This is a genomic window from Campylobacter sp. RM6914 (genome assembly GCF_004803835.1).
In the GTDB taxonomy this organism is placed as follows: Bacteria; Campylobacterota; Campylobacteria; order Campylobacterales; family Campylobacteraceae; genus Campylobacter_A; species Campylobacter_A californiensis.
In genome coordinates this window covers 38781-64154 of record NZ_CP012545.1, presented here as the reverse complement: position 1 = coordinate 64154, position 25374 = coordinate 38781, and the positions used below count along the sequence as shown (strand labels likewise).

The following is a 25374-nucleotide window of genomic DNA, read 5'->3' as shown; positions in this document are numbered from 1 at the left end:
CTTTGAGTCTTCTTAGCCTTTTTTAGGGGTTACTAGCATATTGACATAGCGACCTTCCAAGAGTGGTTCTTTGTCACGGTCTGCAACATCTTTAACCAACTCCCAGACTTTATTTAACATGATAACGCCGGCTTCCGGCGTGCTCATCTCGCGACCTTTTAAAAATACACGAAATTTAACATGTTTTCCGTCTTCTAAAAACTCCAAAGCATGTTTTACTTTGTAGTTTATGTCGTTTTGTGCGATTTTAACAGAGAGTTTTATCTCTTTTACCTCAATGACTTTTTGCTTCTTTTTAGCCTCTTTTTGCCTTTTTTCTTGTTGATAACGGAATTTTCCATAGTCCATTATCTTACAAACAGGCGGTTTTGCATCAGGTGCTATAAGCACCAAATCAAGCCCTTGTTTTTCAGCTATCTTTAAAGCCTCGTCTCTTGAAATAACACCGTAAGCAGTGCCGTCATCTCCGACACATCTTACTTCGCGCGCCCTAATATCTTCATTGAGCAATACTTCTTGTTCTTTACTCAAAAATGCACCTCACTAAGTTTCTCCTTTGTTAAATTTACAAATTCCGCTAAGCTCATTTCGCTTTGCGTTCTAGCCTGTCTATCGCGTAGAGCTACAGTTTGGTTTTCTACCTCGCTATCACCCAACACAAGTATCATAGGCACTCTTTGTTTCTCAGCCGTTCTTATTCTTTTATTTAAGCTCTCATTTTTACTTGAAATTTCAACATCAACACCTACCTTCATAAGCTCTTTTGAAACATGTTTTGCGTATTCAAGATGAGCGTCATTTATCGGCACGACAACAACTTGCGTTGGAGCGATAAAGAACGGTAGCTCACCTGCTGTGTGTTCGAGTAAAATTCCTATAAATCTCTCAAAACTTCCAAGTAATGCACGGTGTAACATAACCGGACGTTGGCGTTCGTTGTTGCTATCTATATATCCAAGATCAAATCTCTCAGGTAAGTTAAAGTCTACTTGGATAGTGCCACACTGCCACTTTCTTCTTAATGCGTCAGTGATTTTTATGTCGATCTTTGGTCCGTAAAACGCTCCGCCACCCTCGTCTATGCCGTATTTAAAACCATTTTCGTCAAGAGCCTCTTTTAGTGCTTTTGTCGCTGTTTCCCAAATTTCATCATCACCGATAGCTTTAGCCGGTTTTGTAGAAATTTCCATTTCGTATTCAAAACCAAAACTTTTCATGATAGCGCCGGCAAAACTTAAAATTTCAAGTATGTTTTCCTTTATTTGGCTTGGCATACAAAATATATGCGAGTCATCTTGAGCAAATTCGCGAACCCTAAAAAGTCCATGAAGAACACCGCTTTTTTCATGGCGATGCACTACACCATACTCAAAAAATTTAAGTGGTAGGTCACGGTAGCTTCTAATATCTGTTTGATATACCTTAATGTGACCAACGCAGTTCATCGGCTTTATACCATACTCTTGCTCGTCTATGGTCGTAAAATACATATTTTCTTTATAATTTGCGTAGTGTCCCGACTTCTTCCAAACATCTGCTTTTAAAAGCTCCGGACCTCTAACAGGCTCATATCCGCGCACGCGGTGAGCTTTATAAAGCAATTGCTCTAGCTTACTTCTTAAGCGTCCGCCGTTTGGTAGCCACAGAGCAAGACCGCCGCCAACCTCTTCATCAAAGCTAAAGAGTTTCATCTCTACGCCAAGTTTTCTATGGTCGCGCTTTTTTGCCTCTTCGATAACACGAATATGCTCTTTTAAGCTCTCTTTATCGGCATAGGCTGTGCCATAAATTCTATTTATCATCTCGCGATTTTCATCGCCTGCCAGATAAGCTCCGGCTACGCGAGTTAGCTTAAAGAATTTTAGAAATTTTGTATTTGGAAGGTGTGGTCCGCGACACAAGTCTTCAAATTCTCCTTGTGTATAGCTACTAACTTCACCATCTGGTATGCGTTTTAGCACCTCTTGTTTTAGCTCGTCATTTTTAAATTTATCGCTCATAAAAGCTTTTGTAGAGCTTGTTTTGACTATATCTTGCTTTTTTTCCGCAAGATCTTTCATCTTTTTTTCTATTGCCGCTAGATCATCTTCAGTAAGTTTGGTATTTGCCTCATCTACTTTAAAGTCGTAGTAAAAACCATCATCTACATTTGGTCCGACAAAAAATTTAGCCCCAGGGTAGATCTCTTTTATGGCTTGTGCCATGAGGTGAGCACAGGAGTGACGAATGACATTTAATGCTTCCGGTGAGTTGTCGAAATATATAGGAGAAGCTTCGCTTTCACGTCCTGCGATGCTTTGAGTGTCGACTATCTCGCCGTTTAGTTTGTATGCGATTATATCGCTCATTTTGATTTCCTTTGTTTTACTGGATTGTCTTTTTTACATTAAAAGAACTAGGTTTTGATTGTATCCAAATGGACTTTAAGCTAAACTTAATATTTTAATAAAATTTAAATAGCTTTTAATAGTATATTTAAATATATTTTATCTATATAATTAATTATATTTTAAGAGAAAAGGCGTTAGTATTTTCACAAATGTTTTGTCTTTGCATTACTCAAAAACATTTTCTCCTTCTCCAAGGATCGTGCGGGGAGACTACCTCGCACATTTTATTATCAAACAATAATACAAACATGCACAGATATTTAAATTTAAAATATAAATCAAAATTATGGGGAGATAAAGCATAAATGGTGGCCCCGAATGGACTCGAACCATCGACCACTACCATGTCAAGGTAGTGCTCTACCAACTGAGCTACGGGACCAAAAATATTTTGGGATTATATTAAAAATTTCATTTTTCTTTGCTTAAAAATTTATTTTTTATAAATTTACACTAGTTTATCAAAAAATGTCACTTCTCTTATATTTAATAATTTCTTAAAAAAATCAAGCTTATATTTAAAAAAAATCTCATAATACCTATTTATTATGTCAAAATATACTTGTATATGCCCAAAATACGGTATTTTTAATTTTTCATTATTTCTCATGTTTTTCTCATAGTAAATAATATATAATTTCACTAACCAAAAACCAATTTCTAAAAGGAGACAATATGGAAAACATGTCAAGACGAAATTTCGTTAAGATGAGTATGGTTGGTGCTGGTGCTCTTGCACTTAGCAGCGTAAATGCTAGCGCTTCTGCAGTTGATGCAAAAGATGTTAAATTTGATGAAGAGTGGGACGTTGTAATTATCGGCTCAGGCTTTTCAGGACTAGCAGCTGGTCTTGTGGCAGCCAAAAAAGGAAACAAAGTTCTAATCCTTGAAAAAATGGGTCGTATCGGCGGTAACTCAGTTATTAACGGCGGCGGCATGAGTGTTCCTGTGAATCCTGTTCAAGCAAAAGACGGTATCAAAGATAGTAAAGAGCTATTTATGGCTGACTGCTTAAAAGCGGGTCTTGGTATTAACCACCCTGAACTACTTCAAACGCTAGCTGATCGCGGAACAGACGCTTACAAATTCCTAGTAGACAATGGTGTTCAGTTTAAAGATCACTGCGCACACTTCGGCGGACACTCGGTTCCTCGCTCAATGCTAACTACAAACGACTCTGGCTCAGGCTATATCCAACCTATGCTTGAAAAATTTGAAGCATTAAAAGATCAAGGTTGCGAACTAAGAAGAAGAGCTAAATTTGACGACTTCGTAATGGAAGGCGATAGAGTTGTTGGTGTAACTATCCGCGAAGAGTATAAATTTGACGCTAACCTATACAGCGACGACCTAGAAAACACAAGCGGAACTAAAAAAACTATCAAGGCTAAAAAAGGTGTTGTTCTAGCATCTGGCGGTTTTGGACGCGATAGAGCATTTAGAAAACTTCAAGACCCAAGAATTCCTGATGATGTTGATAGCACAAACCACGCAGGTGCAACGGCTGGTGCTTTACTAAAAGCATTTGAGATCGGTGCATATCCTGTTCAAATCGACTGGATCCAATTTGGTCCATGGGCAAGCCCTGATGAAAAAGGCTTTGGCACAGGCCCTATCCTTACTCAACAAGGAACATTTAAATACGGTATCGCTGTTGATATTCGTAACGGCAAACGCTTCATGAACGAACTAGCAGACAGAAAAACAAGAGCTGATGCAGAGTTCAAAATTTTAAGAGAAACTCCGGGCGCATACCCTATAACATTTGGCGATGACAAATGCTTTAGAGATCTTAGCGAAGAGATCATACAAAAAGGTATGGCTGGCGGCAAGCTAGTTGGTGTTTGCAAAAGCCTAGATGAAATAGCTAGCAAATACGGCGTTCCTGCGGCAGCTTTAAAAGAAACCGTTAAAAAATACAACGAGGGCGTAAAAGCCAAAAAAGATGAATTTGGCAAACAAGAAAACGCACTAAGCGAGATCAACGAAGCTGGTCCATTCTATGTAGTTCGCCTTTCTCCAAAACCACACCATACAATGGGCGGTCTAAAAATTAATGAGAAAGCAGAAGTTATCTCTTCTAAAACAAACAAACCGATCCCTGGTCTTTATGCTGCAGGAGAAGTTACAGGCGGAACACATGGTGCTAGCCGTCTAGGTACAGTTGCTATTACCGATTGTATCGTATTTGGTATGATTGCCGGCGAAGCAATGTAATACAAAAGGGGGCTCTTCGCCCTCTTCTTATTTAAATCCAAAGGTCTTAAATGAAACGTCTAACTTTAACAGCATTACTATTATTATGCTGTTTTTTCACGCCTATCTTTGCGAATGATAATGGGAAAAAATCAGACCTTAACATTCAAAAGATAACCGTTTCTGACGAGCTACGAGCAAAACACACTCTAAAGCCTCATCATGAACATTTGGCGTTTGACTGTATAGATTGTCATGCAAATCAAGGTGACGATCCTAGTAAATTTAAAAACATAAAAGATGAAGGCTGTCTAAGCTGCCACGGCACTAAAAAGCTACTAGCGCAAAGACTTAAATTTATGGATACGCTAAAAGCTAATCCACACAACTCGGTTCACGACGGTCCTACATTATACTGTGACGAGTGCCACTTCGAGCACAAGCCGTCTATAAATATGTGTAGCGAATGCCACGAGCATGAGGTTCCACAATGGATGGGAGTAACACCATGAAAATTTCAAAGAAATTATTAGCTCTTATTGTGGTGATAAGTGGCATTGTTGGATTTTTCGTTGTTTTACCGGTTCATTATGTGCTTGAAGAGACCAGCACGGATAGATTTTGTGGAGTCTGCCACGAGATGGATCCTATGGTTATATCATATCAAAAAGATATCCATGCAGGCAGTGGGGCAATAGGCGTAAAGGCTAAATGTGTTGATTGCCATTTACCTCACGACAACCTAGCCAAATACGTATATCAAAAAGCAGTTAATGGCATAGTAGAGGGCTATATCCACTTCTTTGGCGATCCTGATAGTATAAACTGGGTGGCTAATCTAAAAAATAAAGAGCACTATGTGTTTGACAACGGCTGTATGAGCTGTCATACTAACATCTTAGACACAACAGCTTCATCACAGCAAGCTCAAAAGATGCACGCTCACTACGTTAAACTTCAAGGAAGCGACAAAGAGCTTAAATGTGTAAGTTGCCACGTAGGAGTAGGACATGCTCACGATATGAGAAACCAGCTTGAATACTGGAAGCCTTCGTATAAAATTTACGAGAACAAAATGCTAGAACAAAAGATAAAATCAAAGCAAGAGTTCTTTAAAGATGAATATGAGCCAACCAAACAAGAGAGGGAGTTTTTGGAGAAAAAATCCGCCAAAGCTACCCCTTCACACGGATAAAATCCATGAAGCACATACTTTTGCTCTCAAAAGATTTTGATCTAAACGTAAGTCTGAGCGCGGCTCTTTATAGGTTTAACTTTAGGATCATTCGTTTTGAGAGCGAACAAGATGTGATGGATGATTTTGACAACGGCAACAGATACGACCTATATGTTTTTGACATAAAAGCAAAACAGGGCGATCTTAGCCTTGTCAAATTTATACGTGACAACAAAAACACAACTCCTATCCTACTTATACTTGATGAGTCTATCCCGACGCTATTTAAGAAAATTTATTACGCTAGGGTTGATGACTTTATAATCAGACCATTTCCTCCGGATGAGTTTATATTTCATGTATTTAAGCTCTGCAAAGTGCTACTTGGATCTAAATTTGAGTTTGCTAACGGACTTGTTTTTGACAAAGAGTCCCTTTATGTAACAGACAAAGACAAGAGGATCGAGCTTGGCAAAAAAGAAGCTCTTTTGCTAGAAACTCTAGCCAAAAATGCACCTCATGTCGTGACCTATCAAGAGCTTGACCACCTAATATACAAAGGTGAGAGTTCATCTCAAGATAGACTAAGGTCGCTTCTTAGAGAGATAAGACAAAAGATACCAAATTTAGAGATAAAGACGGTTAGAGGTATTGGATATAAGATAGACGTTGTGCTATGAATAGTCAATTTATCTCCAAAATCTAAAGTAAATTTTAGAGCAAATCAGAATAAATTATGTCCATTTTGAATATAGAGCATTAAAAGATATCATCAAGAAGCTCTTTTGCTCTATCTTTGTAAAGTTCTATTATTAGCCCATACGCGCAAGATGAATTAAAAGTTGCATTTTACAACCTTAAGCTGACAATATCATACGAAGCAATTTAACAAGCATTAAGCTTGCTTACTGCTTGTTATTTCTCGTCGGTAAAATTTAACCTTTTCCAAAATCAACACAAGCTTTTGGCGCAAATACTGCATAATAAATATCTTAAAATTTCAAGATATGATCTTTAGTCCGATACTCGAGGCTAAAATAAGTGTTATAAAAAATATCTTCTTAAAGTTTCCGCTCTCTTTAAAAAACAAAATTCCAACCGCGACACCTCCACCTGCACCTATACCGGTCCATATAGCATAGGCTGTGCCCATTGAAATTTCCTCCATAGCGATACCAAGAAACGAAAAACTTATCATAAACAAAACAGCGATAAGAAGTATAAATTTCTTCTTGCCGCTTAGCACAAATTTCTTCATAGCAATAACGCCAAATATCTCCAAAATCCCAGCCGTTATCAAAGCAAGCCAGCTCATATTTTACCGCCTCCAAGCTCGTTTAAGTCCTCTTCTATCTCATCTATACCAAGATCTTTTGAAAGAGTTTTTACCGTTTTTTCATCTTGTTCGTTGCTTGTAAATTTGAGCCCTACAACGCCAACCATAAGTAAGGCGATAAGAGAAATTTTAATTATAGATACAGGCTCATTAAAAAACATCATCTCGCCAAGTACCACTCCGCCTGCACCAATCCCCACAAACACACTATATGCAACACCAACTTCGATACTTTTGCAAGCCATTATCATGGCTGAAAATGAAAACATCACACCAAGTATCGTTAATGTATATAAAAACAAGCTATCGGCATGCTTTAAACCAGCCACCCAACACACCTCAACAATACCTCCAAGTATTACCAAAAGCCAGGCTAAATTTGTCCTACTCATAAATTCTCCTAAACAAAAGCGCGATTTTAGCGTAAAAATTAAAAAACTTTGAATAAAATGTGAAATTTAAGAAGAGCGAAAGACCAAAATCGGTCTATCGCTAGCTATATCATCGTTTTTAGGCTGCTAAAAAGCGTAACAGCGGCGGCGATATCAGTCTTGTTCTTAGCAACGCTTTCGACGTTTGCACCTATTGAAATTCCAAGCCTCTTTCCATACTCATATAACTCCCCAAAAAGCTTTGCACTATGTTTCATCGAGTGAGCCAACATATCTTGCGCACCCAAAAGCTCTTGCTCGGTTTTGGGTGAAATTTCTATACCAAGCCACTTCATAAACTCAAGACTTCTTGCACTTCCGCACGGCGTAAATGTAAAGATTATCGGCACTTTTGGCGCGTCAAGCTTAGCGTAGTAGTCTAAAAATTTCTTTGCATTTTTATCGTCATAAACTGCTTGTGTGATGAAAAATTTACATCCTTGCTGTATCTTTTGAGCAACTCTTAGATGTTCATCGCCTTTAGTGATGTGACGCTCCGGTATACAAATACCGCCATATACTATATCTGTGCGGCTTTTTGCTATCTCGTATGCTTCATTTAGGTGAATTTTTACCTGCTTGCTTGATGAACTAGCACCCACAAAAACGCATATCGAATTTGGCGAAAGCTCGTTTATAAATTTCTCAAATTCCGCTCTATCATACTTGCCCACAACCTTATAAATCACCGCAGGAACGCTTGTCCTCATCCAGTCGCGATAATAAATTTCAGGCACGATCGGCTCGATAAGCCCGAAAACTCGATCACTTTCGTTCCTATCGCTCTCGTCTTGTATGTCATAAAGCACAACACCGTCACAACCGATACTTTGCACTCGTTCGCGATGAAGCGTTCCTAGACGCTCCTTCTCGCTTAACTCTACGTTATCACGCGGTGGAGTCATGCCATAAAGCATGATCCCTTGCTTGTTTTGTAAAATTTTATCAACCAGCATAAAATCTCCGCATGAAATTTATAACGCTCTTGCGATTTTTACCGCTTCGACCATATTTTTTAGGCTTGGCTCGACCTCTTCCCACTTGCGAGTTTTTAGTCCGCAGTCAGGGTTTATCCAAAGTTGCTCTTTTGGAAGCACCTCTAGTAGCGCTTTTATCTGCTCTACCTGCTCCTCTACGCTTGGGATTCTTGGGCTGTGTATGTCGTAAATGCCAGGTCCTACCTCTTGTTTGTAGCCAACAGCTTTGAAAATTTTAAGCAGTTCGTTGCCACTTCTTGCTGTTTCTATCGAAATAACGTCCGCATCCATCGCTTCGATAGTTTTTATGATGTCGTTAAACTCAGAGTAGCACATATGCGTATGGATCTGCGTTTCAGGACGTGCTGAGCTAACTGAAAGCTTAAAGCAGTCCACTGAGAATTTCTCATACGCACCGACATTTTCAGCACGTAGTGGATAGCCCTCTTTAAACGCCGCCTCATCAACTTGTATGATTTTTATACCCGCATCTTGAAGGTCAGCTATCTCATCATTTATACAAAGTGCAAGCTGTTTTGCGATTTGGGCTCTTGGTTTATCATCACGCACAAAAGACCAGTTTAGGATAGTAACAGGGCCAGTTAGCATACCTTTCATTATCTTGCTTGTCTTGCTTTGCGCGTAGCTTATCCACTCCACAGTCATCGGATTTGGACGGCTCACGTCACCAAATAGAAGTGGTGGCTTAACACAACGGCTACCGTAGCTTTGCACCCAGCCATTTTGGCTAAACGCATAGCCCTTTATCTGCTCGCCAAAGTACTCGACCATATCGTTTCTCTCAGGCTCACCGTGAACTAGCACGTCAAGACCGCAATCCTCTTGGAATTTCACGCACTCATCTATATATTTTTTGATACCGTCGTTGTAAGTTGCCTCATTTATCTCGCCCTTTTTGAAATTTTGGCGAAGCACACGAAGCTCAACAGTTTGCGGGAAAGAGCCTATCGTAGTGGTTGGTAGGATACCGTAGTTTAAGGCTTTATGCTGCACTTTTATACGCTCTTCAAAGCTCATCTCACGCTCAAATTTTGTTAGTTTTGACACGCGCTCTTGCACCGCTTTATCGTGGATTAGGCTTGAGTTTGCACGTGAGTTTGCACTAGCTTTGTTCTCAGCATAAATTTTCGCGCCCACTTCGCATAGCTCTTTGCCGTTTGCAAGTGCTGTGATGATTGAGATTTCGCTTAGTTTTTCAACCGCGAAGCTTAGCCAGCTCTTTATCTCAGGGTTTAGTTTTTCCTCATATTTTAGAGTAAATGGCACGTGTAGAAGTGAACAAGATGAGCCAACGTAGAAGTCCTTGCCACCTAGTTTTGTCTCTATCTCTTTTACAAATTTTACTCTCTCATCAATGTTAGTTTTCCAAATGTTTCTTCCGTTTACCACACCTGCAAATAGCACAACGTTGCTATTTTTGATAGTCTCAAGCGCTTCAATGTTTCTTTCGCCATAAACAAAGTCAAGACCAAGACCGTAAATTTTAGTTTTTACTACCTCATTTACCGCTTTTAGTGCGTGCTCGAAATATGTCATAAATACGATTTTAACGTTATTTGCCACACTTGTTAGCTTCTCATACACAGGCACGATTTTAGGAGCTAGTTTTTCATCTTTATCGGTTACAAATATCGGCTCATCAAACTGAACGATAACCTCATCATCAAGCTTTGAAATTTGCTCTAGAAGCTCGCTGTACTTTGTTACCACAGTGTCTAGGTGGCAAAACGCGCAACTATCATCAGTCGTCTTTGAAAGCGCTAGAAAGGTGATAGGCCCGATTAGGTTTATCTTAGTTTTTACGCCGTTTTCTTTAGCCTCTTTATATTCAGCGATGATTTTGTCAGCATTTAGTGTGAATTTGCTATCTTTGTTTAGCTCAGGCACGATGTAGTGGTAGTTTGTGTTAAACCACTTTGTCATCTCCATAGCCACAGCAGTGTCAGCACCTCTAGCCATCGCAAAGTATAGCTCCTGACCGCTAAATTTCGCAAAACGAGTTGGAATAACACCAAGTGCGAAAATCGTATCAAGCATAAGATCATAAAATGAGAAGTCGTTGCTAGAGATTAGCTCTATGCCAGCATCTTTTTGATACGCCCAGTGTCTAGCGCGAAGCGTCTTTGCTGTGGTTTGAAGGCGATCGTTATCAAAGCCCTCTTTTTTACTCCAAAAGCCCTCTAATGCACGCTTTAACTCTCTTTGTTCACCGATTCTTGGAAACCCTGTTACATAACTTTTTATCATAATAATTCCTTTAAAATTTATATTTTTATTATTTTATTTAAAATTTTATAATCGTGTTATCTTGAGACGAGTTTAAATGTTTTTGCAGTTTTCAAGGCTGCAGATAAGGCATGTAGCCTATCAAGGAAGAAAAAACAAAAATCATTTAAAATCGCTCAAGAGAATATGATTAGAAAGGTGGATGACAACCGGATTTTCGTAAACTAAAATGAAATTTATAATACTCCTGCCCGATAAGATAGGCAACGAGCTTGATGAGATTTGCAACCATGCAAAATACAAACATTAATATCAGGTTTTTAACGTTTTTTATAAAGCCTTTTTTGCATGGGATGTCTCATTATAGTCCTTGTATAATGTAAATTTTGCGTTGATTATAAAATTTTTTGATAAATTTGTAAAGATTTTGTAGCACTAAGCAGTTATTTTGCGCTCATGTGAGTAAATTTAAAACACATTAGCATAAAATCTTATCAAAAACGTATTATTTTTTAAAGATAAAATAAACAGCTAAAATAAGAAAAATAAAACCTATAATGTGGTTTAGTCGCAAAGTTTCGCCCTTAAAAACTAGCAATGTAAATACACAAAAGACGCTTAATGAGATCACCTCTTGAATGACCTTTAACTGCCATAAATTAAAAGCACCTCCGTTACCGCTAAAGCCTATGCGATTTGCCGGAACTTGCAGACAATACTCAAAAAAAGCTATCCCCCAGCTAATGATAATGATCCAAAACAAAGCCAAATTTTGCGTGCCAAATTTAAGATGACCATACCAAGCAAGCGTCATAAATACATTTGAACCGATCAATAAAGCGATAGTATAAGTTGCATTTAGCATCAAAGTCCTTGTGTCAGGAGATATAAGAATTTAAAAATTTAAAACACACACACGATAAATTTCGGCGTGTAAGTTTTCCTAAATTTATCGTGTCTTTTATTTGCTAAGAGTTTAGACTACTCTGCAAAAACCCTTTTAAAAATTCTATCGACATTTTTTGTGTAGTAATTGTAATCAAAGCAGTCCTTGATCTCGGCTTCGCTTAAATTTGCTCTTAATTCTGCGTCGGCTAGTAAATTTTGCAGATATAAGCTCTCGCCGTTTTCATTTATCGCCTTTTTTCCTTCTTGCAAGTCGGCCCAGACCTTCATAGCGTTTCTTTGAACTATCTTATATGCGTCCTCACGCGAAATTCCGCGTTTTGGAAGCTCCAAAAGCACACGCTGAGAGAAAACAAGACCTCCTGTTAGGTTTAAATTTTTCATCATATTTTCAGGATAAACAACTAAATTTTGGATAAGTCCCGTTAAGCGTGACAGCATAAAGTCTGCCGTTATAAACGCGTCAGGCAGAACAAATCTCTCAACCGAACTATGGCTGATATCGCGCTCATGCCAAAGTGCGACATTTTCCATTGCAGGTAGGGCATATGCACGTAACATCCTGCAAAGTCCTGTGACATTTTCGCTTAGCACAGGGTTTCTCTTGTGCGGCATTGCGCTTGATCCTTTTTGTCCAGGGCTAAAACACTCCTCGCACTCATAAACTTCGGTGCGTTGATAGTGGCGAACGGCAACAGCGATCTTCTCACAGCTTGAAGCAAGTATGGCGATCGCATTTAAAACTTGTGCATATCTGTCACGCTGGATGACTTGGTTGGAAGCAGGCGCTACACCAAGACCAAGCTGAGCACAAGTAAACTCTTCTAGTTCAAGTGGCGCATGAGCAAAATTTCCCATAGCTCCGCTTATCATGCCAACACTTATGACTTTTTTGGCGTGCTGCAAAAGCTCTAATGCACGTTTTATCTCATCATGCCAGATAGCTACGACTAAGCCAAAAGTTATAGGCTCACCATGGATACCGTGACTTCTGCCGACCATTAATGTGTTTTTGTGTTCTAAAGCGCGAGTTTTTAAAGCGCCTAAAAGCTCATTAACATCAGCCTCTATAAGCTCTAAACTATCGCGTATCTGCAACGCAACAGCCGTATCTATACAGTCAGAGCTGGTCATACCAAAATGCACAAAACGGCTCTCTTCTCCAAGGCTCTCACTTACACTCGTAAGAAATGCTATAACATCGTGCTTTGTCGTGCGCTCGATCTCATCTATCCTAGCGACATCAAATTTAGCATTTTTGCAGATCTTTTCGCAGTCTGTATCGCTTATAAAGCCTAGTTTGTTCCACGCTTTAACAGCAGCTAGCTCAACCTTTAGCCAAGCGTCGTATTTTGCTTGTATACTCCACTTATCGCTCATGACTTTTCTTGAATATCGCTCTACCATTTTGTCCTCTTTTTGTGTATAATTTTTGGAGAAATATTATATAAAATTTGGGCTAAAATAGCGGTTAAATAATTTTAGCTAGATGATATGGGATAAATTTTGGCTTACATAAACAAATTTATAAAAAATGTAAACGGCGAAAAAGCATATGAAATTTTACTCTCGTTGGGATACAAAATGGAAGAGGCTCAACGCCTGATAGATAGGGCAAGGTTGGCTTGTGACGGGGAAGTTGTGCGAGAGAAAAATGCCGTTTTATTTGGCAATGTAAGTTTGATAGAGTATGAGTGCAACCCACGCGGGCTTATGCCGATATTTGAAACGCAAGAATTTGCGGTATTTGACAAACCAAGTGGTGTGCTTAGTCATCCAAACGGCAGACACTGCGAATACTCACTAAATGATGAAATTTGGCATCTTTTTGGCAAAAAAGCCGCGGTTGCACATAGGCTTGACCGCGAAACGAGCGGGCTTATAGTTGTCGCTAAAAATCCAAAAACACAGGTAGAACTTAAAAGGCTATTTGAAGAAAGAGCAGTAAAAAAGTCCTATCTTGCAATGGTTGTAGGGCAAACAGCTAAAAATTTTACGGTCGATAAAGCTATGGATCTAGCTGATAACTACGATGATGTCAAGACTCGCATGAAAATTTGCGATGACGGCAAAAGTGCGATAACTAAATTTGAGTTAGTAAAATACTTTAAAGATATTGGTGCAAGCTTACTTAGATGTTATCCTTTAACAGGTCGCCAGCACCAGATAAGATTGCATTTGTTTCACGAGAAACATAAAATTTTAGGTGAGCCTCTTTATGGGCTAAGTCGCGATGAAGTGATAAAGATACTGGATAACGAGATGAGTGAGGCGGAGCGTTTTGCCTTAACTGGAGCTAGTCGACTTTTACTTCATGCTGATGAAATTTCATTTGAATTTAACAGTAAAATTTATAATGTAAAAAGTAAATTTAACACGTGTGAAGAGTTTTATAGATTAGCTAAAATTTAAATCACACACAAAATTCTTTACTGCACTTGACTAGTTATTTTTAGATTGTTTTGTCAACTTTTTGCTCGGCTTTTTCCATTAGTTTTATAACTCTTATGCTATTTTCCCTATCGGCCTTTAAAAGCTCTTTGAAAAAATGCTCTTTAAATTTATCTTCATATGTGTAAGTTTGTGTATTTTTACTTTCGCCTTTTATGGGCTTAAATTTTTTATCGTCTTCTTTTTGCTCTCCCACTTGATCGCTTATAAAAGCAAAGGTATCTCTGCCTCCAAAACCCTCTAATGTATCACCTAGTTCAAGCAAATCATTTTCATCTCGCTTAGCAAAATCTATTTGTGCGATAGCTCCTGCGCGACCATTTTCAAAAAGGAATAAACCCGTGTTCCTTAGTTTTGCCATTTCAGTATTTATATCATTTTTAAAGCTGAAATTTCCTTGCGCGCTTCCTAAGAATATCGCACCCACACCAACCTCTCCAAGAGCCAACAACCTTTTACCGTCATCATTGTTTTGCCAAATTCGAAGCTTGTTAAAAATTTCATCATTTTCATCTATCCAGCCATTGCCGTCATCATCAAATTTAGCCAGATCGACAAAACCATCTCCGCTTCGTGTGCCAAAAAGCTCCGATCCGTCATCGATAGCACCGTTTTCGTTTAGGTCAAGAGCTAAAAAACCGGAATTTGCTCCAAGACGCGATATCTGATCTACCTCTCCATCTGCATCTATATCAAAAGCTATCCTATCGTTTTTTATACTCGGCATACCTCCATCAAGAGCGATGACAAGCGGATCGTAAAATTTTGATACAACATCAAAAAGAGTTATGCTTCGCAAAAAGCTTCTTTGTAACATTAGATCAAGGTCGACTTCCAACTGTTTGCCGTCAGCCATCACGACAGCTTTTGTTTTTATCTTTAGCTCTTCTGTTTCGCTACTTTCATAAATGGTCGTATCTAGCATATTTGTTGTGGAAAGATCTTTCGTTTCATCCCTTGCGTCCCGCAACACCTTTATTATATTTGAGCTTATTTTAGCTAACATATACTCTTGGTTAGCATTTGTGTTAGTAGAAATTTTATTTGATATTTCTGGTTTTTTGGTATTAATGTTAGTTTCATTTGTGAAATTATCTTGTGTTGTGTTAGTAGTTTTTAAAGAGACGCCCAGCTCGTTTTTTGAGCTGAGATAGTTAGAATACATATCCACAATATAGCTATCTATTCTCATTTTACACCTCAATCAAATTTATAATAATATCGGCAAAAATGATATAAATTTTAGCGCTCTTCCTTGATAACTTTTAGCATAAAAACAAGCCCCACTAGCACCACTGCTACTATAAATACTAGCTGAGCTATATCAAGCAAGCTCATTTTTACCTCTTTGGTTGTTAGTGTTAGTTGATTTGCTGGTAGTAGTTTGGGCTTTCAATTTAGCAGAGTTATCACTAGCGTTAGTTGATTTTTCGTTAGCTTTTACATCTTCTTTGCTTCTCTCTTTTAGTTGACCGCAAGCAGCAGAGATGTCAAGCCCTTTGCTTTGTCTTATAGTGCAAGTTACACCGTGTACTGCCATGTAGTCTTGAAATTTGATCATAGTTTCGCGCTCAGGACGTCTATACTGACTTCCCTCGTGAGGGTTAAAATATATGAGGTTTACTTTAGCTTTTATACCGTGAAGCAGTTTTACAAGGGTTTTAGCATCATTTATACTATCGTTTAGATCTTTTATGACAAGATACTCAAAAAGCACCCGCTTTCTCATATCTATAGGAAATTCTCTTACCGCCTGCATAACAGCTTCTATGTTATATGCTTTGTTTATCGGCATGAGCTTCGTGCGCAGCTCGTCTGTAGTCGCGTGAAGCGAGATGGCTAGAAGCACGCCTAAATTTAAATCACCCAGCTTTTTTATCTGGCTTGCAAGACCGCTAGTTGATATCGTTTGGCGACGTGGAGCGATAGCTAAACCGTCGTTTTCTTTTAGGATATGCACGGCTTTTGCAACGTTAGTTAGATTATCTAGCGGCTCACCCATACCCATGTAAACTACGTTTATACGACGCTCGTAAGGTATGTTATTTGCCTTTTTTATCCATAAAATTTGACCTACTATCTCACCAGCGCTTAGGTTTCTTGTCAGTCCACTCTTTGCCGTAAGACAGAAGCTACAGCCCATGCGACAACCAACTTGAGAACTAACACAGATCGTATATCTAGCATGACGCTTTATGCCGCCGTCTTCGTGCGTTAGCTCCTCTTTCATAGGAAGTAAGACACTCTCTATGCGCGACCCGTCAGCTGCTTCAAAGAGATATTTAACGCTTTTGTCCGAGCTTGTTTCAGATCTTACACACTTCAGTGGCTCAACAACAAATTCGCTTTTTAGCTTTTCTCTCATTTCTTGTGGCAAATTTGTCATTTCATCAAACAAATTTGCACCCTTTTTATATATCCATTCATAAATTTGCTTAGCTCGAAATTTGGGAGAGACAACTTCTTCTAGCTCTTTTAGCGTATAGTCAAGTATATTTTTCAAATCAAACCTTTGTGTTCTAAATATTCGCAAAGCATATCTTTGGCAAGCGAGTGGTTATGCATAAAGTCCTTATGCGCATTTGCGTTACAAAAATTTGTCGCGATAAAAATGCCTTTTGCTGGGATGTTAAATTTCTTTGCGACTGCCATAATAGAGTAAAATTCCATATTTTCAGCATATGCACCAAGTTTAAAAAGCTTTTTGGCACTTAAAGTATCTTTTGTGATAAAATTTGAAGAATTTATAAATGTTTCGCGTGAAACATCATTAAAAACCTCTTGTGGAACAGGCACATAAGACTTATCGTCAAGTAGTGAAATTTCAATATTTGCAGCATTTTGACTTTCGAAAATTTCAAACAGTTCACCATTTTTATAAAGTCCTGCCGAGCCTATGAAGATGATCTCGTTTGGCAAGAAATTCTTTTGCTTCTTTACATTTGGCTCTAAAAATTTGGCTAAAATTTCACACTTACTATACTCCACAGCAAGCAAATCATGAAGAATTTCATCTGAAACCTTTAGACTTTTTAATTCGTCAAATAGTGTAAGTTGAGCTAAAATTTCACTTAGCCTTGCTGAGCTATCTACAAGCCCTATGCCAACAGGGACGGCAAAGTCAAAGCTCTCGCTTTCTCCAGCACAGACAAACAAGCACCCCTCTTTCAAAGTCTAACCTCTACTCCATTTTGCGACAAATAACGCTTTAGCTCTAAAATTTCTATCTGTCTAAAGTGAAATATCGAGGCAGCCAATGCGGCGTCAGCGCCGTTTAAAAATGCCTCTTTTATATGCTCCATTGTTCCTGCTCCGCCACTTGCGATAATAGGGATTTGTAGCTCGCTACTCATCTTGCTGGTAGGATATATGTCATAACCGTCTTTTGTGCCATCTTTGTCCATCGACGTTAGCAGTATCTCTCCTGCTCCGCGCCTTTCTACCTCTCTAGCCCACTCAAACGCATCTTTACCAGTGTCGATACGACCGCCGTTTATAAAGACGTTGTAAGAGTTTCCGACATTTTTGATATCAATAGCAACAACAACACATTGAGAGCCAAATTTCTTAGCGGCTTCGTTGATCAAATTTGGCTCATGCACTGCAGCAGAATTCAAGCTAACCTTATCGCACCCGACATTCAAAAGACGTGATATGTCATCAACCGTGCGTATCCCGCCCCCTACGGTAAGTGGTATAAAAAGCTCTTTAGCGATCTTTGCCACCACATCAACCATGGTGTTTCGCCCTTGATGTGTGGCAGATATATCCAAAAAACAAAGCTCGTCGGCACCCTCATCATTATAACGTTTAGCAACCTCAAGAGGATCGCCTGCGTCAACAAGTCCTACGAAATTTACACCCTTTACCACGCGCCCGTCTTTAACATCAAGACAAGGAATAATACGTTTTGCGAAATGTTGCATGAGACACCTTATTTAAGTTTTAGTGATTTTATCCAAATTTCGCTTAATAAGCTTTTACCGTTTTAACTGCGCTTCTCCAAGCTTTTCAAGGTTAAATTTATCAAAAACAAAAGCCTTATAGCTATCGCCATCATCAAGCCTTATCTGTATAAATTTAGGATCAAAGCCGACTCTAAGCCTCATTTTGCCAAGCTCAAAACCATCAACACTTGTGTCTAAAGTAACATAATTTTTATCAAAAAAGTATATCTTGCCATCTTTAAAAGCAAGACCTAAAAAGTCGGTATTATCATTTTCTACGATGTGTAAATACTCGTAGTTTTTTAAGCTAGAAACAGCTTTAAAACTTAGCTTATTATTATACATTTTGATATTATAAAAATCACCTTTCGCATCTTTAAAGAATAAACCCTCGTCAAATATCTTTAAATTTGTAAAACGCCCAAAAACACCTTGAATGGGAAATTTCACATCAAGTTCTTTTGCTTTTTGATTAAAAACATGCGTAAGCTCTTCATCTTTTTCGCCGTCGTGATGATAAAGCGTTAAAGCATTTTTACCAAAGTAAAGCATATCTTCAGCTGAGGGTATGTTTGAAATTTTAGGATTTGGGTTAAAGAGTGGATACAGAGGGATCTTTGGCGGATTTGCCTCATTTTGACTTAATGTCATAGACATCCTGGAGGCTCTTATTTCATTTTCGCTATATGTTTTTCCATCTATAGTTACAGGTAGTTTTCCCTGCTGTTTTAAGTCCATAAAGTAGTTAAATGCTAGCTCATTTTTATAATCTAGTTCGTTTTGAAACACCTTACCGCTAACGCTTTTATAGGCAAAATAATGACCACCTAAATTTTCTTGATAGATAAATTCTTTTAAACTCGGCGAGTAAAATATATAATACCTTTCACTTTTATCGGCAAATTTATCTTTAAAAATTTCATATCCCCCTATCGATAAAACCAATGAAACTGTGGCGCAGGCAAGAAAAAAAGGAACTAGCTTTAATGATATTTGTTTATGTGATAAAAGTGCATTAAAACCAAAAATAATGCCTGAAAATGCCAGGGCGACAAGCAAGAAAAAGCTATTTATATAAAATATCAAAATCACACAAACCAAAGCGGCAACAACTCCAAATATCGCTGCTCGTCTAACAAACATATCAAGTAAGATCGCACTTGCAAAAAGATAAATTATAACACTGCAAAAACAGTAGTAGCTCCAGTTTATAAGCACATAAATACTAATAATATCAGGATAAAATTTAACCGACAAAACAAGCAGCCAAAGCCCAAAAACCAACCAAACTAACACAAAGTATAACAACGCAAAAAGATAGTGCCAAAGTAAAATTTTAAAACTAGAAATCGGCAAATGAAGTAGGCATTTTATGCGATTTCTTTGAGGTAAAAACTGCGCTAACGCAACGCTAACAAAGGCACTAACGACAACAAAAAGCGTTAGTCGCTCGGGCTCATTTTCAAAAAATACGTATTGATACCAGATAACGGCTTCTGGGTGGATAGCGTTAAATTTAAAGAAAAAATCAAAACTAAACCAACTAAAAAATAGCACCAAAACAGCAAACAACGCCGACAAAAACACCCATAAACGGCTAAATTCTTTTAAAAATATCGCTCTCATTCATAAAGTCCTACATAACCTAAAAATTTATCTTCAAAACTTGCATTCATCGGTTCAAAACCATCTAAATTTACAAAACCGTATGCCATTTTATGATGTTTAAATTCATCTATATTTTTAAAGTCAAATTCATTTAAATTTAACTCTTTTGGTAACTTATAGGCATGAAAATTTGACATAAAATCACCCATGTTACTCTGATAAATCTCTCCACCACGCTTTATGATCAAAAACTCATCTATCAAATTTTCAAGATCGCTCATAACATGGCTTGTTATAACGACGGTTTTGTCCTTGCCGTCTAAATAATCCTTTAAAAAGTCGCCAAAAAGTCGTCTATAGCCTGCATCAAGCCCCATAGAATAATCGTCAAAAATAAGCACTTTTGCATCTTGCGCAAAAAGCGAAGCAAGAACGACTTGCGACTTTTGACCAAATGACATCGAGCTTAATTTTTGATCCTTGTTTAACTTTAGAAGCCTTACCAGATCGTTATAAACCACACTATCCCAATTTGGATAAAATGAGCTCAAAAATTCCTCGTATCTTGCGATACTTAAATGATCATAACTAACAAATCCCTCAAAAAGCAAAGCTATATCTTGCTTTGTTTTAGCGCTTAACTCAAAGCTGTTTTCTCCAAGCACTCTGCACTCGCCACTCTTTGGCTTGATATAGCCCATAAGTATATTTATAAGTGTGCTTTTGCCAACGCCGTTCCTACCTAAAATACCAAATACATTACCTGTTTTTACGCTAAAATTTAAATTTTGATAGATTAATTTCTCGCCGTAAAAATGGGTTAAATTTTTAACTTCTATCGCATACATTTTGAAATCCTTTATTAAAATTATACTACCTAAATATTAAAACTAAGCCATTAAATACAACAAGTAATGTTGCTATAAGTATTTTTTGGTTATAATCGCCCGTTATTTAGGAAAAGTGATGATAAAAGCAAAAAAGAAATTTGGACAGAACTTTTTACAAGATCAAGGCGTTTTAAGCAAGATCATCAAAGCGATTCCCAACGAAACTACACCTAATTTTATTAAAAACGTAGTTGAGATTGGGCCTGGCTTGGGTGATTTGACCTTTTGGCTTTTAAATAGCGGCTTTTTGCTCACAAGCTATGAGATAGATGATGAGCTAGTGCCGATCTTGAATGAAAAATTTCAAAAAGAAGTCAAAGAGGGACGATTTAGACTGATAAACAAAGATGCGAATGAGGCGTGGCGAGAGCAACAAAGCCTAAGCGATAAACCATATATTTTAGTGGCAAATCTTCCATATTATGTTGCCACAAAGATGATATTGTCCGCCTTGCAAGACGAACTTTGCGTAGGCGTAATAGCCATGACACAAAAAGAAGTCGCACTTAAATTTGCCTGTAAGGGCGAAGATAGCGACTTTAGCGCTCTTGGAGTTTTAGCAAATTTAAACGGCTCTTGTGAGTTGTTGTTTGACGTAGCACCGGAGTGTTTTGAGCCAAAGCCAAAGGTTGTTTCATCAGTTTTGCAAATAACTAAAAGTCATGAACTTTTAGGAGAGTTTGGTTTATTTAAAAATTTAAGCGAGTATAAAAACTTTGGGGAATTTCTAAAGATTTGTTTTAGCGCCCCCAGAAAAACTCTACTTAAAAACCTAAGCTCAAGATTTGATAAAAATTTATTAAATCAACTCTTTTTAGAGATGAATTTAAATACAAATTTACGTCCTCACGAGTCAAATGTCGCCTTGTATTTAGAAATTTACAAACAAATAAAGGCAGATAATGAACGAAAACAACAACGAAGTAACGGGTAGCGGAAAAACAAATAAAAAACGACGCTTCCGTCCAAAAAACAAAAACAAACAAACTAACAGCGAAAGCACAGCATTAGTAGCTACTAACGGCTCACAAACTCAAAGCGTTATAGATAATTTCTTTGCAGCTCCGTTTGGCAACGAAGAGCAACATACCGAAAGTGCGCCATTGGCCAGTAAAAAACTACACAAACACACTAATAAAAAATCTCCAAAAGTTAGTAATGAAGCTAACAAAAATGTAAAAAAAGAGACTAACCAACCAGCCGCTAACACTAACAATGAGGTCGAAAAAACAGGTGAGAAAAAAGCTAGAAAGAAAAAGATCAAACGAAATTTACCTGCAAAACTAATCGGTAACGAACCCTGGCAGCAAGACATAGCTTCTGCGATGCAAGCAAACGAAGCTGCACATGAATTAATACTTGAACCACTAAAATATCTAAACTCAAGCGACCACAAGATCCGCATAACCCCACTTGGCGGACTTGGCGAGATCGGCGGCAATATGACGATATTTGAAACCGAAACCTCGGCTATCATAGTAGATATCGGCATGAGTTTTCCAAATGAAGGTATGCACGGAGTTGATATCTTGATCCCGGACTTTGACTACGTAAGAAAGATAAAAGACAAGATCGCAGGCATCATCATCACTCACGCGCACGAAGATCATATCGGTGCTGTTCCTTATTTTTTTAAAGAGTTTAAATTTCCTATCTATGCCACTCCGCTTCCGCTTGGTATGATAAACAATAAATTTGAGGAACATGGTCTAAAAAGCGAACGCTCGCTATTTCGCTCTGTTGAAAAGCGAAAACCTTACATGATAGGTGAATTTGAGGTAGAATGGATACATATCACGCACTCTATCATTGACGCAAGCGCACTTGCCATAACAACAAAGGCAGGAACAATAATCCACACCGGCGACTTTAAGATAGATCACACTCCGATAGACGGCTATCCTAGTGACCTTGGACGCCTGGCTCACTACGGCGAAAGAGGTGTTTTATGTTTGATGAGCGACAGCACAAATAGCTATAGAGAAGGCTTTACAAAGAGCGAAAGCAGCGTCGGAAAGACATTTGACGCGATATTTGCCAAGTCAAAAGGACGTGTGATAATGAGCACATTTAGCTCTAACATCCACCGTGTTTATCAGGCTATAGAGTGGGGACTAAAATACAACCGTAAAGTTTGTGTCATCGGACGAAGCATGGAGCGAAATTTATTTACGGCGATGGAGCTAGGTTATATCAAACTTGATCGCAAAATTTTTATCGACGCAAACGAAGTCGGTAAATATAAAGACGACGAGGTGCTTATCGTAACCACCGGAAGTCAAGGCGAAACTATGAGCGCACTTTACAGAATGGCAACCGACGAACACAAATACATAAAGATCAAACCGACAGATCAGATAATAATCAGCTCAAAGGCTATACCGGGCAATGAAGGTAGCGTATCGACAGTGCTAAATTTCTTAATCAAAAGCGGTGCAAAAGTTGCCTATCAAGACTTTAGTGAAATTCACGTCTCTGGACACGCCGCCCAAGAAGAGCAAAAGCTTATGGTTAGGCTAATAAAGCCTAAATTTTTCCTACCGGTACACGGTGAATACAACCATATCGCAAAGCACAAAGAGACTGCGATAAGCTGTGGGGTCGATGAGAAAAACATCTATCTAATGAGTGACGGCGATCAAATAGAAGTTTGTCAAAAATACATGAAACGTATCAAAACGGTAAAAACCGGCAAGGTATTTATAGACAATCAGATCAATAAACAAATCGCAGACGATGTTGTCATCGACAGACAAAACCTAGCAGAGTCGGGCGTAGTAATGATAATCGCACAAATTTCAAGCCATAACCAAAAGCTAATCGGCAAACCACGCGTTATTAGCTACGGACTTGTCGCAAACAAACAAGACGGAGAGTTTAGTCGCGAGATGCAAGAGGTTTTGGTGCAGTTTTTAACCAACGTAAAAGAAGAACTCTTAAAAGACAACAGAATGCTTGAAGGTCAAATTCGTCAAGTCTTAAGAAAGCACATCTTTAGAAAAGTTAAAAAATATCCAACAATCGTTCCAATAATTTATCTAATGTAAGGCATGAAATATGAACTTAATCGAAGTCGCAAAAGAAGTTTTACGAATAGAAGGCAATGAGCTTTTAAGACAGGCTGATAAGCTAGGTGCGGAGATAGAAAATGCCGTAAATTTGATCCATTCGATCAAGGGCAAGGTTATAATCACGGGTGTTGGCAAAAGCGGTCATATCGGCGCTAAGATCGCTGCGACCCTAGCAAGCACAGGCACGTCAAGCTTCTTTTTACATCCTACGGAGGCTATGCACGGCGATCTTGGCATGATAGGCAAGGATGATTTGGTTCTTGCGATTAGCTTTAGCGGAGAGAGTGACGAGCTAATTAAAATTTTACCCCATGTGAAAAGATTTGGCGTAAAGATCATAGGCATGACTAAAAATTTAGATAGTTCGCTTGGTAAATTTAGCGATGTTGTTTTAGCTCTTGATATCGTTAGCGAGGCATGTCCTTTAAATGCGGCTCCAACAACCTCAACGACGCTAACTCTGGCATTAGGAGACGCTTTAGCCGTTTGCTTAATGCAAAAAAGAAATTTTAAAGCAGAGGATTTTGCAAATTTCCACCCTGGTGGCTCTCTTGGCAAAAGACTTTTTGTTAAAGTTAAAGACGTCATGAAAACACAAAACCTACCTATCGTTAGCGAAGATGTTAGTATTAAAAACGCTATAGATACGATGACACACGGTAAGCTAGGCAACGTCTTGCTAACTAACAAAGACGGAGTGTTAGTTGCCATACTTAGTGATGGTGACCTTAGACGTGCGTTAATGGATGAAAATTTCAATATCAACGAACAAGCTATAAAATACGCCACTAAAAATCCAAAGGTGCTGGATAACGAAAATATCCTGGCTATCGATGCACTTAGCATCATCGAAGAGTATAAAATTCAACTTCTAGTCGTGTTAAACGGCGGCAAGATAGCCGGTGTTTTACATATACACGACCTAACCGGCTTAGGACTAAAATAATGGAAAAAATGCGTATAAACAAATTCATCTCACACAACACAAACTACTCTCGCCGTGAAGCCGATGAGCTTATCAAACAAGGCAAGGTAACGTTAAACAACCGCGTTGTTAGTGATATGAGTGTTAGCGTGGGCGAGGATGATAAGGTCAAAATAAACGGACGTTTTGTAAAACTCAAAAAAGACTTTACAATGATCGTTTACCACAAACAAAAAGGTGAGTTAGTAACTAAAAAAGACGACCGTGGACGAAAAACTATATATGATAATCTACCTCACGGGTTTTCAAAATTTGTTAGTATCGGACGCCTTGACTATGCTAGCGAGGGTTTGCTTTTACTAACAGACGCCCCGGCTATCGCAACTGCTTTGATGAATAGCGACATCGAGCGTGAATACTATCTAAAAGTAAAAGGCGAGATCACAGAAGAGGTTAAAACCGCGATGAGAGAGGGATTTTTCGCGGCTGACGCAAGCAAAGGAGCTCATACAAAAAGCAAGATAATCTCAATGCAATTTGCCCCATTTTTAGCCTTTGATATATTTGGAAGTAGTGGCGGATATACAAAGCTTCGCGTTATGATAAACGAGGGTAAAAACCGAGAGCTTCGACGTTTCTTTGGATATTTTGACCTTGAAGTTATGGACTTAAAACGCGTTAGTTTCGGACGTGTAGAGCTTGGAACTTTAAAAGAAGGTAAGTGGCGTTACTTTGCAAATAACGAATACGAAGACCTACGCGACTTCCTAAAGACAAACAAAATTTACTACTAACAAACGGCTAACATTAAGACCTTATTAG

At 38.4% G+C, this 25374-nt stretch carries 22 protein-coding genes, 1 tRNA gene and 1 pseudogene; 9 read left to right on the top strand and 15 right to left on the bottom strand.

Features of this window, described 5'->3' with window-relative positions; all coding sequences use genetic code 11:
• Positions 1-12: 12 nt before the first annotated feature.
• The 3 genes from infC to CCAL_RS00290 form a co-directional block, all read right to left on the bottom strand.
• Entirely contained in the window at positions 13-531 is a 519-nt protein-coding gene (gene infC / locus CCAL_RS00300) for a translation initiation factor IF-3 (RefSeq protein WP_170015371.1), read from the bottom strand.
• Positions 528-2348 carry a threonine--tRNA ligase gene (thrS, locus tag CCAL_RS00295; RefSeq protein ID WP_169972319.1) on the bottom strand — a complete coding sequence of 607 codons (1821 nt, stop codon included), beginning with the start codon at positions 2346-2348 and terminating at the stop codon, positions 528-530. The genes infC and thrS overlap by 4 nt, the downstream gene beginning before the upstream one ends.
• Positions 2349-2696: 348 nt before the next feature.
• Positions 2697-2772: transfer RNA gene (locus CCAL_RS00290), tRNA-Val, on the bottom strand.
• 293 nt (positions 2773-3065) lie between these two features.
• On the opposite strand from CCAL_RS00290, the gene CCAL_RS00285 reads away from it, so the two are divergent.
• The 4 genes from CCAL_RS00285 to CCAL_RS00270 are packed head-to-tail and all read left to right on the top strand — an operon-like array spanning position 3066 to position 6443.
• Complete coding sequence (locus tag CCAL_RS00285; RefSeq protein WP_172285015.1) at positions 3066-4607, top strand: flavocytochrome c; 1542 nt, start codon at positions 3066-3068, stop codon at positions 4605-4607.
• Between the two features lie 50 nt (positions 4608-4657).
• Positions 4658-5098, top strand: a complete 441-nt coding sequence (locus CCAL_RS00280; RefSeq protein ID WP_172285014.1) for a cytochrome c3 family protein — start codon at positions 4658-4660, stop codon at positions 5096-5098.
• Positions 5095-5781: a cytochrome c3 family protein gene (locus tag CCAL_RS00275; RefSeq protein ID WP_172285158.1), complete on the top strand. Its 687-nt coding sequence runs from the start codon at positions 5095-5097 to the stop codon at positions 5779-5781. Before CCAL_RS00280 ends, CCAL_RS00275 begins: the two co-directional genes overlap by 4 nt.
• Before the next feature lie 5 nt (positions 5782-5786).
• Entirely contained in the window at positions 5787-6443 is a 657-nt protein-coding gene (locus tag CCAL_RS00270; RefSeq protein ID WP_169938907.1) for a response regulator transcription factor, read from the top strand.
• Between the two features lie 320 nt (positions 6444-6763).
• Here the strand turns inward: CCAL_RS00270 and CCAL_RS00265 are convergent, their stop codons facing one another.
• The 6 genes and pseudogenes from CCAL_RS00265 to purB all read right to left on the bottom strand — a co-directional run.
• Positions 6764-7078 carry a DMT family transporter gene (locus tag CCAL_RS00265; protein ID WP_170017272.1) on the bottom strand — a complete coding sequence of 105 codons (315 nt, stop codon included), beginning with the start codon at positions 7076-7078 and terminating at the stop codon, positions 6764-6766.
• Positions 7075-7491, bottom strand: a complete 417-nt coding sequence (locus CCAL_RS00260) for a DMT family transporter (RefSeq protein ID WP_170017270.1) — start codon at positions 7489-7491, stop codon at positions 7075-7077. Before CCAL_RS00260 ends, CCAL_RS00265 begins: the two co-directional genes overlap by 4 nt.
• A 104-nt stretch (positions 7492-7595) precedes the next feature.
• Entirely contained in the window at positions 7596-8486 is an 891-nt protein-coding gene (locus CCAL_RS00255) for a methylenetetrahydrofolate reductase (RefSeq protein WP_172285013.1), read from the bottom strand.
• Between the two features lie 18 nt (positions 8487-8504).
• Positions 8505-10775, bottom strand: coding sequence for a 5-methyltetrahydropteroyltriglutamate--homocysteine S-methyltransferase (gene metE, locus CCAL_RS00250; protein ID WP_170016890.1), 2271 nt, complete (start codon positions 10773-10775; stop codon positions 8505-8507).
• 484 nt (positions 10776-11259) lie between these two features.
• Positions 11260-11619 carry a DMT family protein gene (locus CCAL_RS00245; RefSeq protein WP_169938051.1) on the bottom strand — a complete coding sequence of 120 codons (360 nt, stop codon included), beginning with the start codon at positions 11617-11619 and terminating at the stop codon, positions 11260-11262.
• Positions 11620-11735: 116 nt separating this feature from the next.
• Positions 11736-13079, bottom strand: a pseudogene (gene purB, locus CCAL_RS00240) (adenylosuccinate lyase); the annotation flags it as partial.
• Positions 13080-13166: 87 nt separating this feature from the next.
• Between purB and CCAL_RS00235 the strand changes: the two are divergent.
• Positions 13167-14072, top strand: coding sequence for a pseudouridine synthase family protein (locus CCAL_RS00235; RefSeq protein ID WP_170016886.1), 906 nt, complete (start codon positions 13167-13169; stop codon positions 14070-14072).
• Positions 14073-14112: 40 nt separating this feature from the next.
• Here the strand turns inward: CCAL_RS00235 and CCAL_RS00230 are convergent, their stop codons facing one another.
• From CCAL_RS00230 to CCAL_RS00205, 6 genes are all read right to left on the bottom strand, one after another.
• Positions 14113-15303, bottom strand: coding sequence for a hypothetical protein (locus CCAL_RS00230; protein ID WP_172285012.1), 1191 nt, complete (start codon positions 15301-15303; stop codon positions 14113-14115).
• 132 nt (positions 15304-15435) lie between these two features.
• The gene (gene rlmN, locus CCAL_RS00225; RefSeq protein ID WP_170016882.1) at positions 15436-16614 is read right to left on the bottom strand and encodes a 23S rRNA (adenine(2503)-C(2))-methyltransferase RlmN; all 1179 of its coding nucleotides are present in this window, start codon (positions 16612-16614) and stop codon (positions 15436-15438) included.
• Positions 16611-17282, bottom strand: coding sequence for a purine-nucleoside phosphorylase (locus CCAL_RS00220; protein ID WP_228026753.1), 672 nt, complete (start codon positions 17280-17282; stop codon positions 16611-16613). The genes rlmN and CCAL_RS00220 overlap by 4 nt, the downstream gene beginning before the upstream one ends.
• A complete protein-coding gene (gene hisF / locus CCAL_RS00215; RefSeq protein WP_170016880.1) occupies positions 17279-18037 on the bottom strand; it encodes an imidazole glycerol phosphate synthase subunit HisF in 759 nt (252 codons plus the stop codon). Before hisF ends, CCAL_RS00220 begins: the two co-directional genes overlap by 4 nt.
• Before the next feature lie 54 nt (positions 18038-18091).
• On the bottom strand, positions 18092-19684 hold the full coding sequence (locus tag CCAL_RS00210; RefSeq protein ID WP_170016879.1) for a DUF4857 domain-containing protein: 1593 nt from the start codon (positions 19682-19684) through the stop codon (positions 18092-18094).
• Positions 19681-20514, bottom strand: coding sequence for an ABC transporter ATP-binding protein (locus CCAL_RS00205; protein WP_194239045.1), 834 nt, complete (start codon positions 20512-20514; stop codon positions 19681-19683). Before CCAL_RS00205 ends, CCAL_RS00210 begins: the two co-directional genes overlap by 4 nt.
• A 118-nt stretch (positions 20515-20632) precedes the next feature.
• Here CCAL_RS00205 and rsmA point away from each other — a divergent pair, with 118 nt between their 5' ends.
• From rsmA to CCAL_RS00185, 4 genes are read left to right on the top strand one after another with little or no spacing between them, the layout of a single operon-like run.
• Complete coding sequence (gene rsmA, locus CCAL_RS00200; protein ID WP_170016877.1) at positions 20633-21490, top strand: 16S rRNA (adenine(1518)-N(6)/adenine(1519)-N(6))-dimethyltransferase RsmA; 858 nt, start codon at positions 20633-20635, stop codon at positions 21488-21490.
• Positions 21459-23603 (top strand): ribonuclease J, encoded by a 2145-nt coding sequence (locus CCAL_RS00195; RefSeq protein ID WP_170016875.1) that lies wholly within the window; start codon positions 21459-21461, stop codon positions 23601-23603. Before rsmA ends, CCAL_RS00195 begins: the two co-directional genes overlap by 32 nt.
• Positions 23604-23613: 10 nt before the next feature.
• A complete protein-coding gene (locus CCAL_RS00190; protein ID WP_170000544.1) occupies positions 23614-24573 on the top strand; it encodes a KpsF/GutQ family sugar-phosphate isomerase in 960 nt (319 codons plus the stop codon).
• Between the two features lie 8 nt (positions 24574-24581).
• Entirely contained in the window at positions 24582-25346 is a 765-nt protein-coding gene (locus tag CCAL_RS00185; protein ID WP_170016896.1) for a pseudouridine synthase, read from the top strand.
• The last annotated feature ends 28 nt before the right edge of the window (positions 25347-25374 follow it).

Bases quoted from the DNA above. Each gene is read 5' to 3' on its own strand.
- CCAL_RS00190 (WP_170000544.1), top strand. From the start codon at position 23,614: ATGAACTTAATCGAAGTCGCAAAAGAAGTTTTACGAATAGAAGGCAAT.
- CCAL_RS00275 (WP_172285158.1), top strand. From the start codon at position 5,095: ATGAAAATTTCAAAGAAATTATTAGCTCTTATTGTGGTGATAAGTGGC.
- CCAL_RS00230 (WP_172285012.1), bottom strand. From the start codon at position 15,303: ATGAGAATAGATAGCTATATTGTGGATATGTATTCTAACTATCTCAGC.
- CCAL_RS00280 (WP_172285014.1), top strand. From the start codon at position 4,658: ATGAAACGTCTAACTTTAACAGCATTACTATTATTATGCTGTTTTTTC.
- CCAL_RS00245 (WP_169938051.1), bottom strand. From the start codon at position 11,619: ATGCTAAATGCAACTTATACTATCGCTTTATTGATCGGTTCAAATGTA.
- CCAL_RS00255 (WP_172285013.1), bottom strand. From the start codon at position 8,486: ATGCTGGTTGATAAAATTTTACAAAACAAGCAAGGGATCATGCTTTAT.
- rsmA (WP_170016877.1), top strand. From the start codon at position 20,633: ATGATAAAAGCAAAAAAGAAATTTGGACAGAACTTTTTACAAGATCAA.
- metE (WP_170016890.1), bottom strand. From the start codon at position 10,775: ATGATAAAAAGTTATGTAACAGGGTTTCCAAGAATCGGTGAACAAAGA.
- CCAL_RS00260 (WP_170017270.1), bottom strand. From the start codon at position 7,491: ATGAGTAGGACAAATTTAGCCTGGCTTTTGGTAATACTTGGAGGTATT.
- hisF (WP_170016880.1), bottom strand. From the start codon at position 18,037: ATGCAACATTTCGCAAAACGTATTATTCCTTGTCTTGATGTTAAAGAC.
- CCAL_RS00205 (WP_194239045.1), bottom strand. From the start codon at position 20,514: ATGTATGCGATAGAAGTTAAAAATTTAACCCATTTTTACGGCGAGAAA.
- CCAL_RS00185 (WP_170016896.1), top strand. From the start codon at position 24,582: ATGCGTATAAACAAATTCATCTCACACAACACAAACTACTCTCGCCGT.
- CCAL_RS00210 (WP_170016879.1), bottom strand. From the start codon at position 19,684: ATGAGAGCGATATTTTTAAAAGAATTTAGCCGTTTATGGGTGTTTTTG.
- CCAL_RS00265 (WP_170017272.1), bottom strand. From the start codon at position 7,078: ATGAGCTGGCTTGCTTTGATAACGGCTGGGATTTTGGAGATATTTGGC.
- CCAL_RS00270 (WP_169938907.1), top strand. From the start codon at position 5,787: ATGAAGCACATACTTTTGCTCTCAAAAGATTTTGATCTAAACGTAAGT.
- thrS (WP_169972319.1), bottom strand. From the start codon at position 2,348: ATGAGCGATATAATCGCATACAAACTAAACGGCGAGATAGTCGACACT.
- CCAL_RS00195 (WP_170016875.1), top strand. From the start codon at position 21,459: ATGAACGAAAACAACAACGAAGTAACGGGTAGCGGAAAAACAAATAAA.
- CCAL_RS00285 (WP_172285015.1), top strand. From the start codon at position 3,066: ATGGAAAACATGTCAAGACGAAATTTCGTTAAGATGAGTATGGTTGGT.